Source organism: Ruegeria sp. BJ6 (genome assembly GCF_056537885.1).
On record NZ_JBQFSG010000010.1, the window covers coordinates 141,914 to 155,417 of the forward strand.

At 57.3% G+C, this 13,504-nt stretch carries 16 protein-coding genes; 9 read left to right on the forward strand and 7 right to left on the reverse strand.

What is annotated here, in order from left to right:
- Positions 1-27: 27 nt before the first annotated feature.
- Positions 28-741, reverse strand: coding sequence for a uroporphyrinogen-III synthase (locus ACR0D6_RS18395; RefSeq protein WP_480766587.1), 714 nt, complete (start codon positions 739-741; stop codon positions 28-30).
- 97 nt (positions 742-838) lie between these two features.
- Between ACR0D6_RS18395 and tsaD the strand changes: the two genes are divergently transcribed.
- From tsaD to ACR0D6_RS18420, 5 genes are all read left to right on the forward strand, one after another.
- A complete protein-coding gene (gene tsaD / locus ACR0D6_RS18400; RefSeq protein WP_480766588.1) occupies positions 839-1,936 on the forward strand; it encodes a tRNA (adenosine(37)-N6)-threonylcarbamoyltransferase complex transferase subunit TsaD in 1,098 nt (365 codons plus the stop codon).
- The gene (locus ACR0D6_RS18405; protein WP_480766589.1) at positions 1,933-2,895 is read left to right on the forward strand and encodes an NAD(P)H-dependent glycerol-3-phosphate dehydrogenase; all 963 of its coding nucleotides are present in this window, start codon (positions 1,933-1,935) and stop codon (positions 2,893-2,895) included. Before tsaD ends, ACR0D6_RS18405 begins: the two co-directional genes overlap by 4 nt.
- 1 nt (position 2,896) lies before the next feature.
- Positions 2,897-3,166, forward strand: a complete 270-nt coding sequence (locus ACR0D6_RS18410) for a YciI family protein (RefSeq protein ID WP_480766590.1) — start codon at positions 2,897-2,899, stop codon at positions 3,164-3,166.
- Positions 3,166-3,588: an EVE domain-containing protein gene (locus ACR0D6_RS18415; RefSeq protein WP_480766591.1), complete on the forward strand. Its 423-nt coding sequence runs from the start codon at positions 3,166-3,168 to the stop codon at positions 3,586-3,588. The genes ACR0D6_RS18410 and ACR0D6_RS18415 overlap by 1 nt, the downstream gene beginning before the upstream one ends.
- A gap of 161 nt (positions 3,589-3,749) precedes the next feature.
- The gene (locus tag ACR0D6_RS18420; protein WP_480766592.1) at positions 3,750-4,799 is read left to right on the forward strand and encodes a hypothetical protein; all 1,050 of its coding nucleotides are present in this window, start codon (positions 3,750-3,752) and stop codon (positions 4,797-4,799) included.
- Positions 4,800-5,017: 218 nt separating this feature from the next.
- Here ACR0D6_RS18420 and ACR0D6_RS18425 read toward each other — a convergent pair whose 3' ends face one another.
- Entirely contained in the window at positions 5,018-5,359 is a 342-nt protein-coding gene (locus ACR0D6_RS18425; protein ID WP_170655422.1) for a DUF2853 family protein, read from the reverse strand.
- A gap of 185 nt (positions 5,360-5,544) precedes the next feature.
- On the opposite strand from ACR0D6_RS18425, the gene ACR0D6_RS18430 reads away from it, so the two are divergent.
- A complete protein-coding gene (locus tag ACR0D6_RS18430) occupies positions 5,545-6,192 on the forward strand; it encodes a DUF899 family protein (protein WP_480766593.1) in 648 nt (215 codons plus the stop codon).
- On the opposite strand, the gene ACR0D6_RS18435 is transcribed toward ACR0D6_RS18430, so the two are convergent.
- The 3 genes from ACR0D6_RS18435 to ACR0D6_RS18445 all read right to left on the reverse strand — a co-directional run bounded on the left by ACR0D6_RS18435 (position 6,189) and on the right by ACR0D6_RS18445 (position 8,454).
- Positions 6,189-6,650, reverse strand: a complete 462-nt coding sequence (locus tag ACR0D6_RS18435) for a DUF922 domain-containing protein (RefSeq protein WP_480766594.1) — start codon at positions 6,648-6,650, stop codon at positions 6,189-6,191. The two genes, ACR0D6_RS18430 and ACR0D6_RS18435, sit on opposite strands and share 4 nt — an antisense overlap.
- On the reverse strand, positions 6,650-8,038 hold the full coding sequence (gene ahcY, locus ACR0D6_RS18440; protein ID WP_480766634.1) for an adenosylhomocysteinase: 1,389 nt from the start codon (positions 8,036-8,038) through the stop codon (positions 6,650-6,652). Before ahcY ends, ACR0D6_RS18435 begins: the two co-directional genes overlap by 1 nt.
- A 101-nt stretch (positions 8,039-8,139) precedes the next feature.
- A complete protein-coding gene (locus ACR0D6_RS18445; RefSeq protein WP_170655303.1) occupies positions 8,140-8,454 on the reverse strand; it encodes a hypothetical protein in 315 nt (104 codons plus the stop codon).
- A 206-nt stretch (positions 8,455-8,660) separates the two neighbouring features.
- On the opposite strand from ACR0D6_RS18445, the gene ACR0D6_RS18450 reads away from it, so the two are divergent.
- Positions 8,661-9,254, forward strand: coding sequence for an HD domain-containing protein (locus ACR0D6_RS18450; RefSeq protein WP_480766595.1), 594 nt, complete (start codon positions 8,661-8,663; stop codon positions 9,252-9,254).
- Positions 9,255-9,427: 173 nt separating this feature from the next.
- Entirely contained in the window at positions 9,428-10,639 is a 1,212-nt protein-coding gene (locus ACR0D6_RS18455; protein ID WP_480766596.1) for a caspase family protein, read from the forward strand.
- A 108-nt stretch (positions 10,640-10,747) separates the two neighbouring features.
- Here ACR0D6_RS18455 and ACR0D6_RS18460 read toward each other — a convergent pair whose 3' ends face one another.
- Positions 10,748-11,302 (reverse strand): ActR/PrrA/RegA family redox response regulator transcription factor, encoded by a 555-nt coding sequence (locus tag ACR0D6_RS18460; protein WP_170655312.1) that lies wholly within the window; start codon positions 11,300-11,302, stop codon positions 10,748-10,750.
- A gap of 84 nt (positions 11,303-11,386) precedes the next feature.
- The gene (locus ACR0D6_RS18465) at positions 11,387-12,007 is read right to left on the reverse strand and encodes an SCO family protein (protein WP_170655315.1); all 621 of its coding nucleotides are present in this window, start codon (positions 12,005-12,007) and stop codon (positions 11,387-11,389) included.
- A gap of 90 nt (positions 12,008-12,097) precedes the next feature.
- Between ACR0D6_RS18465 and regB the strand changes: the two genes are divergently transcribed.
- Positions 12,098-13,495 (forward strand): sensor histidine kinase RegB, encoded by a 1,398-nt coding sequence (gene regB / locus ACR0D6_RS18470; RefSeq protein WP_170655318.1) that lies wholly within the window; start codon positions 12,098-12,100, stop codon positions 13,493-13,495.
- Positions 13,496-13,504 lie beyond the last annotated feature (9 nt).

Genomic DNA, 13,504 nt, shown 5'->3' on the forward strand with positions numbered 1-13,504 from the left:
AAACCTGAACAACAGACCGATACAAGGTTAATCCGCGTCCATCGCTCTCTCAACCCGCATCACATCTTTCACCAGCTTTTTTACGGCCTTGCGCATCTTTTTCGGGGTTGGCCGTTTGGCAATGCGCAAACGTTCGATATCCAGTGTTTCAAGGGGTTCTGCGGTCGCTTCGCTGATTGATGCCACCCAAAGCGGCGCCGGTCCGAACCAGAGGTCGGCAAATTGTCGCGCGGTACGAGGTGAGAAGATCGGGGCGATCACAGGGGCATTTCCGGCCATGATGCGGCGCGCCTCATCAGAAAATGACAGCAGACGTTGCTGGTAAATCACCTTCTCCTGCACGGTCAGACCCATTTGCGTCAGCCGCTCGGCAACATTTCCCCGGCTGTGTTCGCCGCGCAAGTGCAGCAGCGGGGACTGAGGGCGCTGTCGCAACAGGGCGGCGACAAGCTCTTCGGCGGTTTCGCCGGCCATTTCCGCGGACCATCCGGCCTGGTTAGCCGCCTGTGTCGTTGCCGGACCAACGCAATAGGCGGGAAGATCCGGATCAACGTGCAATTTGGCGGCCGCGTTCACACCATTGGCCGACGTAAAGATTAATCCGCGAACACCGTCGGTTTCGACGTCGCCAGTAGTTGTCCGTATGTCGAGAAGCGGAGAATGCACGATCTGAACCCGGCCCTGAAGCCGGGCGGGCAGCTGCGCGACAAACCTTTCCGAGGCGGCGCGAGGGCGGGTCATCAGCAAATACAAGGGTCGGCGCCTTCGGCCTCGGGATTGTTTGCGTCCGCGCGGAGTGATACCCCGCAGTCGGATCATGATGCAACGGTTCAGGCCAATGGCGCAAACACTTACGATTCTGGGACTGGAAAGCAGCTGTGATGACACGGCCGCCGCCGTTGTGCGCCAAACTGCGGGTAAACCGGCCGAAATCCTGTCTTCGATTGTCTTTGGACAGACCGAACTGCACAGCGCTTTTGGCGGCGTCGTACCCGAGATTGCCGCGCGCGCCCATGCGGAAAAGCTGGATGTTTGCGTGGTACAGGCGTTGGAAGCAGCCGGTCTGTCGCTGAGGCAGATGGATGCCATTGCGGTCACTGCCGGTCCCGGCTTGATCGGCGGCGTGATGTCGGGTGTGATGTGCGCCAAAGGGCTGAGCGCCGCGACGGGACTGCCGCTGGTTGGTGTGAACCACCTTGCGGGTCATGCGCTGACCCCCCGTCTGACGGATGGCGTGGCCTTTCCCTATCTGATGCTTCTGGTTTCGGGCGGGCATTGCCAATATCTGATTGCGCACGGGCCCGACCGCTTTACCCGTTTGGGTGGCACGATTGATGACGCCCCCGGCGAAGCCTTTGACAAAACCGCCCGGTTGCTTGGACTGCCGCAGCCCGGCGGTCCGTCGGTTGAGGCTGAGGCGCAACATGGCGATCCAAAGCGATTTCGCTTTCCCCGCCCTCTGCTGGACCGGCCCGACTGCAACCTGTCCTTTTCCGGGCTGAAAACCGCGCTGATGCGGATGCGGGATCAGATCGTTGCCGAAAAGGGCGGCCTGACACGCCAGGACCGCGCCGATCTGTGCGCCGGGTTCCAGCAGGCCATTGTCGATACGCTGGCCGAGAAAACCCGCCGGGCGATATTGGTGTATCTGGAGGAACAGCCCCGAGAACCGGTTGTCACGGTGGCTGGCGGTGTGGCCGCAAATTCCAGCATTCGCGCTGAATTAGAGTCTGTTTGTGAAACGCATGGCGCGCGCTTCACGGCCCCGCCCCTATCCCTGTGCACGGATAACGCGGCAATGATCGCCTTTGCCGGAATGGAACGGTTTCGCGCAGGCGAACGCGATGGTCTGGACCTGACCGCCCGGCCCAGATGGCCATTGGATCAAAGCAGCCCCGCCCTTTTGGGTGGCGGAAAGAAAGGGGCCAAGGCATGACGGTTTCGGTTCTTGGCGCGGGGGCATTTGGCACTGCGCTGGCCATTTCACTTGCCGGGAACGGACGCGTAACATTGCTTTGCCGGTCTGCGGAACAGGCGCTACGGATGCAGGATCAGCGTGAAAACACCCAACGCCTGCCCGGTGTCCCCCTGCCCGATACGTTGCGCGTGACCACCGGATTCGAGGATGCGGCCGAGGGTGATGTGGTTTTGCTGGCCGTGCCGATGCAAAAACTGCGCGATGCCTTGACGGGACACGCCCAGCAACTGGACGGCAAGGTTCTGGTTGCCTGCTGCAAGGGGATCGAACTGAAATCGGGTCAGGGCCCGCTTTCGGTGATTGCCGAAGTGATGCCACAGGCCCGATCCGCCCTTTTGACCGGCCCGAGTTTTGCCCACGACATTGCGCGCGGGCTGCCCACGGCCCTGACACTGGCCTGCGCGGATGCAGAACTGGGTGAGCGGTTACAGGTCGAACTGACGACCGCCAATCTGCGCCTTTACCGTACGACGGACACAATCGGGGCCGAGCTTGGCGGCGCCCTGAAAAACGTCATGGCCATTGGCTGCGGTGCCTGTATCGGCGAAGGCATGGGCGAAAGCGCGCGTGCAGCGCTGATGACGCGGGGATTTGCCGAGATGCAGCGCTTTGCGGCCTTGCGCGGTGCCAGACCGGAAACGTTGATGGGGCTGTCGGGGCTTGGGGATCTGGCATTGACCTGCGCATCGGACCTGTCGCGGAACTTTCGCTTTGGGCTTGCTCTTGGAAGGCAGGAGGCCTTTGATGGCACGACAACGGTCGAGGGTGTTGCCACCGCGCGCGCAGTGGCCGAAATTGCGGTAGCCGAAGGTCTGGACATGCCCATCAGTACCGCTGTGGCCGAACTGAGCGGCGGAAAATACAGTGTGGCCGAGGCCATCCAGTCTCTGCTCAACCGACCCCTGAAGGAGGAATGAAATGCTGATCGCCCTGATTGCCCGCGACAAGGACAACGCCCTGCAGACCCGGCTTGATAATCGCGCGGCGCATCTGGCCTATATCGAGGAGACTGGCGTTGTGTCTCAGGCTGGGCCGTTGCTGGATGGCGATCAGATGATCGGATCGCTGATCATTCTGGATGTGGCGGATCTGGCGGTAGCGCAGGCCTGGGCCGATGGTGACCCCTATGCCAAAGCCGGGCTGTTTCAGTCGGTTGAACTGATCCCATGGAAAAAGGTTATCGGCTGATGGCGAATTGGTTGTTCAAATCCGAACCGTCCACCTGGAGCTGGGACCAGCAGGTTGCCAAAGGCGCGGCTGGTGAGGAATGGGACGGTGTGCGTAACTATCAGGCGCGGAATTTCATGCGCGAGATGAAGCTGGGCGATCGCGGTTTTTTCTATCACTCGCAAAAGGACAAGGCGATTGTGGGGATCGTCGAGGTCTGCGCCGAATCCCACCCTGACAGCACAACGGACGATGAGCGTTGGGAATGCGTGGACATAAAGGCCGTCCGGGCATTTGAGGTTCCGGTCACACTGGATCAGATCAAAGGTGATGAGCGGCTCTCTGAAATGGTGCTGGTCAGAAACTCGCGCCTGTCGGTTCAACCCGTAAGCGACGCTGAATGGGCGGTGATTTGCGATCTGGGACAGACCCGCACCGATTGACGGCTTGGGCCGGAAAAGACGAGAAACTTCTCAAAAACATGAAAAAATGCTATTATTTTCTGGCTGCGCCATGCGGGGGGCTGTTGGCGGCGGTTTTCGCAGGTCCAGATCGTTTGGCGTTGCTCTGATAGAGATCGGTCATTTTTTGAGAGTTTAAACCCATGTCTGACGCTAAGGGCAGCAGGGGAACACCCAGAAAGTTTGTCGCGGCGAAGGACTCCGGCAAGTGGGAAGATCGCCTAGAATTGGCGCGAAAACAGCGAGCCAAGGCGCTGGCCAAGGCACGACAGCAACCGACGGCAAATACAACCCCCGATGAAGCCCCGAAGAAGCCCGAGACTGTGCCGGATTCCGCGCCGGTCGAGGCTGCGCCCGTAGCCGATGCCGAGGAATGGATTCGCCCGCGCGAGCGGACACGACCCAAAAAGCGCCAGCGCCGGTATAGCATTGTTCTGATCGTGTTGGCGGCAATGCTGGGCGGTGCCTTACTTCAGTGGGTGGCAGCCAAAGTCACGGACGATCGGCAACCCGAGAATATCGTGACCCGGAATGACGCCCCTTCATTGGGCGTGGCTCTTTCGAGCGAAGCTGCCTTTGATGGCTCGTTGCCTGCGGGAATTGATACATTGCCTTCGGATATCCAGATGTTGAGCCGTTATTCGAGCCTGTCAAATACGACGGTTTCGCCAACCGACTCTCCGGGTCGGACGACCGGTCCGCCAGAACTGAATTTTGCGCCTGCCCCCGGTGGGGACGCCGTATTGGTATACGATCCGGAACCACCAATGCCAAAAGCATCAATCGAACCACAGTATTCCGAGGTAAAACCCCTTCCGATTCCGACGCGAACGACCGGAATTGAGGTCGGTTTGTTTGTGCCCCGAAGGGTTTCGGATGATGCCAGCAACAAAGCGCTGGAGGCTTTGACAAACGGCAAGGCCACTGTGGTCGCCACCGCACGGGTGCCCTATTCGGTCCGCGAAACGCACGTTCGGTATTACCACCCGGATGATGCCATCAATGCAACGCTGGCCGCCGAAGCGCTTGGCGGAATTGCACGGGATTTCACGAAAGCCGGCAGCAAGACCCAACCCGGACGGATCGAGGTCTATCTGGCCGGAAGGGGCGGTTCTGGCAACACGGGTAACTCTAACCGGCAACCGACCGATTTCGACCTGTTCATTGCGCGCCTGCTTGACGAAATCAGATGAATTTCGGGAAGGCCCTGACTGATCAGAACCTTCCCTGCCCCGCGTGCTCCCTACTCACCACACGCATCTGCAAAACTCTGGTTCCGACCATCCTGGTCGCAAGTTGACACTAGCGAAACATGCACGACTTGCAATCGGCGAGTTTGAACAATTCGACTCAAATACAAAGGCACCCGCATTATGAAATGCGGGTGCCCAATAAAAATTCGCACTAAAATTCAGCTATATGCGGATTCTTTGCCGAATTGCTTGGTCAGCATGTAGTAGACGACGGCCCGGTACTTGTTACGTTCGGACTGACCATAGGTTTCCATGACCTTGCTGATCGCCTCCATCAGTTCGGGGCCATCGGACAGGCCCAGCTTTTTGATGAGGAAGTTGTTCTTGACGGTTTCCAACTCACCTTCCTGGGTGGCCGCAACGGTCGCTGCATCTGCGTCATAAATGGCGGGGCCGCAACCGATCGTGACCTTGGTCAACAAGTCCATATCAGGCTCTATTCCGCACTTATTTTTCAGATCATCTGCGTACTTCGCAATCAACTCGTCACGTTTTCCCATTGCTGTCTCCTGATCGGGTTGGTTTCCGTAAAAATCACCGAAAACGGTAGCGGCATTGAAAAAATCATCAAAGGGAAAAATTCTGGCCTTTCCCCCTAACCTCATTGGTCGCCACAACGACGTGGTTGAAATTTCATTCTCGATCATTTAACATTTTTGTTAAATAATATAGCCGGAGATTCGTAATGCCCATTTCCCTGCCAAACGAAAGCCCCGAATACCGCACCGCAAGAAACAAACTGCTGGCGGCCGAAACGGCATTGCGCGCGCAAGTCGAAGAAGTGGCTGCCCTGCGCCGGTCCCTTCCAAAGGGCGGATTGATCCCGCAGGACTACACGTTCACCGAGCCGGGTGGTGAGCCAGTCAATCTGTCATCGCTGTTTGGTGACCATGACGCGCTGGCGGTCTATTCCCTGATGTACGGCCCCAACGCCAAGGCCCCCTGCCCTATGTGCTCGGCCTTTCTGGACGGGCTGAACGGTCAGGTTGATCATATTAAGCAGAAAATGGCGGTGGCTGTGGTGGCGCAGAACGAACCGCGCAAGCTGAAAGAGCTTAAGGCGCACATGAACTGGGACAGCCTGCCGCTATATTCTGCACTCGGGACCAACTATCAGCGTGACTATTTTGCTGAAAGCGACAAAGGCGACCAGCTGCCCATCCTGAACATATTCGTCCGAGATCCGGATGGCGTCCGTCATTTCTGGAGTTCCGAGCTGTTCTTTGAGCCCAGCAACTGGCACCCCCGCCATATCGACACGATCTGGCCACTGTGGAACCTGCTTGACCTGACACCGCAAGGACGCGGAGATTTCATGCCGCCGCTGCGCTAAAAAGAAACACCCTCCAGCGCACCGTGGTCGGTTTTCCAATCAAAAAACCGGTCCTGAAAGCGCCATTTCAAGATCGTTGAATATGCGCCTTTGCACCCCTGCCGGGCAATCTGCTCGGCCGCGCGATGTCCATGGCGAGCGTGTTGCTTTTCATGAGCGGTCAATCCGGACAGCATAACATTCCATCTGGACCGCGCGTTCAACGGCAATGAATTCGGATCTGTATGGCGGGGTAAGGTTATGGAAACGCGCAGCTTCACGCTACAATCAGCGCCCCAGTCCACAGACCATCTGGTGTAACCCCACCATCCATAGGGGCCACCCGCTTTCATTTCGGCGCGCAATTCAGGAACCGAATTGCCCGACACCGAATAGTATACGGTTTCTTCTTCTACCGCGTATTGGGCGGCCGCGGGGGCCGCCCATAAAGCCACGCAAAAAGCGCAGGCCCTGATCATCAGTAACGGTAATGTTCCGGCTTGAACGGACCCTCGGGTTTCACACCGATGTAGTCAGCCTGCTCGTTATCCAGCTGGGTCAACCGGACACCGATACGGTCAAGATGCAGCCGGGCGACCTTTTCATCCAGATGCTTGGGCAGGATGTATACGTCATTGTTGTACTCATCACCCTTGGTGAACAGCTCGATCTGCGCCAGAACCTGATTGGTGAACGAGGCGGACATCACGAACGACGGGTGGCCGGTGGCGTTGCCAAGGTTCAGCAGGCGACCTTCGGACAGCAGGATGATACGGTTGCCCGAGGGCATTTCGATCATGTCCACCTGATCCTTGATGTTGGTCCACTTGTGGTTCTTCAGATTGGCCACCTGAATTTCGTTGTCGAAGTGACCGATATTGCCGACGATGGCCATGTCCTTCATCTCGCGCATATGCTCGATGCGGATCACATCCTTGTTGCCGGTGGTGGTGATAAAGATATCGGCGCTGTCGACGACGTCTTCCAGCAACACCACCTCGAAACCGTCCATGGCAGCCTGCAGGGCGCAGATCGGATCAACTTCGGTGACTTTCACGCGGGCACCCGCGCCACGCAGCGACGCGGCCGAGCCTTTGCCCACATCGCCATAGCCGCAAACCACGGCAACCTTACCGGCCATCATGGTGTCGGTGGCGCGGCGGATACCGTCGACCAGCGATTCCTTGCAGCCATACTTGTTGTCGAACTTCGACTTGGTAACGCTGTCGTTCACGTTGATCGCCGGGAACGGCAGGTGGCCGTCCCTGACCAGCTGATACAGACGGTTCACGCCGGTGGTGGTTTCCTCGGACACGCCCTGGATCTGGTCGCGCATCTTGGTGAACCAGCCCGGAGAGGCCGCCATGCGCTTGGAAATCTGCGCCTTGATCACCTCTTCCTCGTCCGAACCCGGAACGGGGATGATGTCCTCACCCGCTTCGGCGCGCGCGCCCAGCAGGATATACAGCGTTGCGTCGCCACCATCATCCAGGATCATGTTCGGGCCATCTTCGAACAGGAAGGATTTGTCGAGGTAATCCCAATGCTCTTCAAGGGTCTGGCCCTTGATGGCAAATACTGGAATTTCTGCCTTGGCGATTGCAGCCGCGGCGTGGTCCTGCGTCGAAAAGATGTTGCATGATGCCCAACGCACATCTGCGCCCAGCGCCACCAGTGTTTCAATCAGAACGGCGGTCTGGATGGTCATGTGCAGCGAGCCGACGATGCGCGCGCCTTTGAGTGGCTTGCTGTCCCCGTATTCGGTGCGCAACGCCATCAGGCCCGGCATCTCGGTTTCCGCAATATCCAGTTCCTTGCGGCCAAAATCAGCCAGCGAAATGTCTTTGACGATATAGTCCCCGGCCATCAGATGCTCCATTCCGGTTAATAATGTTCCGGAAAGCCCCTAACATCCCCTGAAACAGGTGGCAACGCAGATGGCAGGACTATGGGCCGCGCGGCTGCAAATCAGCTCGGCGTGCCTTCTGCCTTTATTTTTGGTATCGCTTCAAAAAAATCTGTGCCGGCGGCAACAATGCAGCTTATGCCGTTGGCATTGGTCAAAAGCACGGTGTAGGTGCCCGTAGCCTTCGAGGACCAGACCTCCATCACCGACTGTGCACCACGTGATTTCTGCAACCCTCCAAAGGTCAGTTCCTCGGAATAGGTACTCTGCAGTTTCGCGATGACATCATCGCGTTGCGCACAGCTGGCGGCGAGGGCAGGCGGCGCAGTGGCGGCCATGCCGAATGCAAGGGCAACACCCAACAGACGTTTGAACATGACATGCTCCTTTCGTAACTGGTTTCGTTCCGAGAGGGGCACACCGGGAGAAGCATGCGCCCCCCTCAGGTCTTTATGTCGGGATCACCACGTGCCGGTTCAAAGCACGAATGCTCAAGAAAAAGTTGGCAGCATGTGATCCTGACAGGTAAAGCATACCATAAAAATGCGGCTTAATCGCGGCTGTTCGGACGAGGCATGGCATAATGGCAACACAACCCAGAGCATGGCAGCGAATGCTGTCGGGCCGCAGGCTGGACCTGCTGGACCCGACGCCGGTGGATATCGAGATCGAAGATATCGCCCACGGACTGGCCTTTGTGGCGCGCTGGAACGGGCAGACGGCGGGGGATTTTGCCTATTCCGTGGCCGAACATTCCCTGCTGGTCGAAGAGCTTTTTGGCCGCATTTCCCCCAAAGCACCGGCAAAATGGCGGCTGGCGGCCCTGTTACACGACGCTCCGGAATATGTGATCGGCGACATGATCTCGCCCGTAAAATCCGCCGTCGGTCCCGACTACGGCGCGTTGGATGATCGGCTGGCGGCAGCCATCCACATCCGGTTCGGCCTGCCTGCGGCGGTGCCCAAAGCGGTGAAACGGCAGATCAAGAAGGCCGACAAGATCAGCGCATGGATGGAGGCCACCCAAATCGCGGGCTTTTCCGAGGCCGAGGCGACGAAGTTCTTTGGTCGCCCGGACAAATCGGTGATGGAGGGGCTGGAAATCCGGTTACGCCCGCCGCTTGAGGTGCGGGAGGCGTATACCGCAAGGCATGGGGCATTATTGGAGTTACTTTAATAATCCGGTTTGAGCCAATGCCTACCCTGAACGTGTGCACAAAGCTGGGTAAGCGCCAATTGTCGTGAACTGCGATGAGAGGTGCGAAACAGGCATCACACTATGACAGGTGCGCGTGTTATCGTGTAGTCTACAGTTGGTTAGACGCTATCACGACAGACCTCAGATCGAAAATGTCAGACGATAGGTTACAGTTTGAGCGCGAAAAATGGCGCGACGAGATTCAACTTCGCCGTGACGAACACGAACTCAAAAAGCGCGAAATGTCCCGCTCTGGGTGGAGAAGCCCGTTGGTCGTTGCAATTGCAGCGGCTGCATTGGCTGCGATTAGCAATGGTGCGATCTCATTCCTTGACGCAAGACAGCAGCGTGCTTTGGAGTTTCAGAGAACACAAGCACAGCTGAAGCTTGAAGATCAACGAGCTGAAGCCGCTCGTATCTTGGAAATGATCAAGAGTGGGGATGCGACAGCTGTTCGCAACAATTTGCAATTTTTGATCGAGGCCGGCCTCATCGAAAATGAAGACCTGATCAGGCGCCTTGCGATTTATCTCAAAACAACGCCCGATGAGAGAATACCTCGATTGCCTCAACAGATTGCGCCGGGTGATGTTCCTTCTCGCAGGCTACATGTTCTGGCTGTGGGTGTTGGGGACTATCAGGCTTCTACGATTTTTCCCCTTAGCGCGCCTGTGGGTGATGCTGAAGCTGTTGTTGCGAACGCAATTCGACAACGTGGAGGACTCTATAGTGAAGTCTCATCATTTCTCCTTACCGACGCAGAGGCAACCCGAAGCAACATTCTAAGAGCCGTTGAAGATCTCAATTACAGAGCCTCTGCAGCTAGTGGCGATGTTGCACTCATTCACTTTTCAGGACATGCCCATCAGGTAGACGAAGAGTTCTTTATCGTGCCTTTCGACGCGGAATTTAATAGCGAGGCCGGACCTATTAATGCGTCATTCATTTCGATCTCTGAACTTGGGGAGCTGCTGTCAGAACTAATCGAAACTACGTTCGTCGTGCTCACGATAGATGCATGTCCGGGTGGGAATTATCGCGCATTAGAGAATGTGCTCCCTCAAGAAAGACTAACCTTGGTTGTTGCCTCACTTCCTGGTCAAGCTTGTTTGGATACTGCTTCCCAAAATCATGGTGCACTGACTCTTGCTCTCCTGGAGGCCCTCGCAGGTGATGGTGATGAGGACGGCAACGGGGCAATTACCGTATCGGAGTTTGTTAACTACGTGCTTCAACGCGTACCTGAAGTGACCGACGGACATCAGGTTCCAGCCGCATCGTTAGGGTTCGATGGCGTAATTCTTACCGCTAGTGACGAGACTCCGATGACAAATAGGAACCTTCCTACCGGCGATGCAGAATGAAGCGGGCACACTCTGCAAAGCAGACCTTCATTATTTGCCCGCTTAACAGACTTAATGGAATTCTTGAGATCAGAGCCCGAATATTGAGTGGTCCCGATAGGCAGTGCCTTACCGTGGACTACGCTTCGCCAGAATCCGCTGCAACGTCCGGCGGTGCATGTTCAGGCGCCGTGCGGTCTCGGAAACGTTCCGGTCACACAGCTCATAGACCCGCTGAATATGCTCCCAGCGTACGCGATCCGCGCTCATGGGGTTTTCCGGTGGTGGGGGCAGTTCGTCGCCCTTGGCCAGCAGCGCATTGGTGATGTCGGTCGCATCGGCGGGTTTTGACAGGTAATCCGTCGCGCCGATCTTGACCGCTGCCACGGCGGTGGCAATCGCACCGTACCCGGTCAGCACCACCACCCGGCTGTCAGGGCGTTTTTCACGCAGTACCTCGACCACATCCAGCCCGTTGCCGTCTTCCAACCGCAGGTCGACCACGGCGTAGGCGGGCGGGCGGGCGGTGGCGATCGCCTTGCCTGCGGCGACGGAACCGGCGGTTTCAATCTCGAACCCGCGTTTTTCCATGGCCTTGGCCAGACGTCTCAGAAACGGCTCATCGTCATCCACCAGAAGCAACGACTTGTCGGGACCGATTTCCAGCTGAGGGGTGTCTGCCATGCCTATACTTTCCGCTATTGCTGTTCTTTGGCTTAACAGAGAGTATTAGCAGCGCCTTGAGAAAGATCAAACGCCCTATTTCGGTTACATCTTTTCCAGAAAACAACCGATCTTGTCGGCCATCTGCTCCGGCGTCTCTTCGCGTTTGAAGAATTCGACAAAACCGTCCTGCGGCGTCACCAGATAGGAAAAGGTCGAATGATCGACCAGGTAATACTCGTCGCTTTTGTCATGGGCCTTGGAATAGGCCCTGTATGAATTCTTGGCCGCCTTGACCTGTTCCGGCGATCCGGTCAGCCCGATCATTCTTTCATGCAGGTTAAACGCGAAATCTCCGACCACCTCGGGCGTGTCGCGATCGGGGTCGACGGAGATGAAGACAGGTGTGACGGATTGACCGCGTTCGGCAAGAACATCAATAACTTCCGCGTTGCGGGCCACATCCAGAGGGCAAACATCCGGACAGAAGGTATAGCCGAAATAAAGAAGCGTCGGTTCGGTGATCACATCCTTGTCAGTCACCGTCTCGCCCTTGGCATTGACCAGTTCGAACGGGCCGCCAATAGCCCCTGCACCACCGGCAATCTGGCTGGACCGGCATTGCGCGAATTTGTCGTCCGAGCCATTTCTCTGCGTCAGCAGCCACATAGCTCCCAGTCCGACGGCAAGAACGACGGTTGCGGCAATGGCAAGAAGGCGGGTCATGATAAAATACCTGACGTTTGGGCTTGTTGATCGTTTCGGCCGGGACACCTATCAAGTTGCACAGCCGTTGCAACAGGACATAATCGACGCATGACGGATTCCAAGACAAGCCTATGGCGCGGGCATGAGCGCAGCAGCTGGATTCGCCTGCGCACGCTGATCCTGTTGCGCTGGGTGGCAATCATCGGGCAGATCACGGCGATCACAGTTGCCCAGCGCACCTATCACGTGCAGCTGGAACTGGGTCTGTGTTATTTCGCGGTCGGCGTGTCCGTCATGGGCAACCTGACCGCGATCCTGCTGTTTCCGGAAAACAAGCGCCTGTCGGAATTCGAAAACTTTCTGATGGTGCTTTTCGATCTACTGCAGCTGGCCTTTCTGCTGTATCTGACCGGCGGGCTGAACAACCCCTTTGCCCTGTTGCTTTTGGGGCCGGTGACGATTTCGGCAAATGTCATGAGCCTGCGTTCGACCCTGATCATCGGTGGTGTTGCCGTCATACTGACAAGCCTGCTGGCCCAGTTTCACCTTCCGCTCAGGACCGAGCTGGGCCTTGTTCTACACATTCCCGAAATTCTGGTGTTCGGAAACTGGGCCGCGATCGTGATCGCCATTGTCTTTCTTGGCGCCTATTCCTATCGCATCAGCTCCGAGATCCAGTCCATGTCCGAAGCGTTGTCAGCCACCCATATGGCCTTGGCGCGCGAGCAGAAGCTGACCGATCTGGGTGGTGTCGTCGCGGCCGCCGCGCACGAACTTGGCACGCCTCTGGCCACGATCAAGCTGACAAGTTCCGAACTGATCGAAGAACTGGATGACCAGCCGGACCTGAAAGAAGACGCGGCCCTGATCCGGGAACAAGCGGACCGGTGCCGCGATATTCTGCGGGACATGGGGCGGGCAGGCAAGGACGACCTGCATCTGCGCCAGGCGCCGCTTTCGACGGTGATACACGAGGCGGCAGAGCCTCATATCAACCGCGGCAAGAACGTTCTGTTCGATGAAGGCCCCGGTGACGGGGGTGATGTTCAGCAACCATCAATCCTGCGTAAACCCGAGATCATTCACGGACTGCGCAACCTGATTCAGAATGCGGTGGATTTTGCCCGTTCGGATGTCTGGGTCGAAGCGGAATGGACCGAAGACTGGATCACGATAGACATCATGGATGACGGACGCGGGTTTCCTCCGCAGATGATCGGCCGGATTGGTGACCCGTTCATGCGACGGAGGCGCGCCGAATCCGAGCAAAAAAGACGCCCCGAATACGAAGGCATGGGGCTTGGCCTGTTCATCGCCAAAACCCTACTGGAACGCAGCGGCGCCGAGCTGAAATTTGCCAACGGATCCGATCCTTACCAAAACCTGACGGATCAACCGGACCGGCGCGGCGCGATCGTAAAGGTCATCTGGCCACGCAAACTGGTTGACGCGCAAACCGGCGACAACCCGGTGCCCTCGGGTGCGAACCAGCAGATTCAGGTGTGAGTTAACACG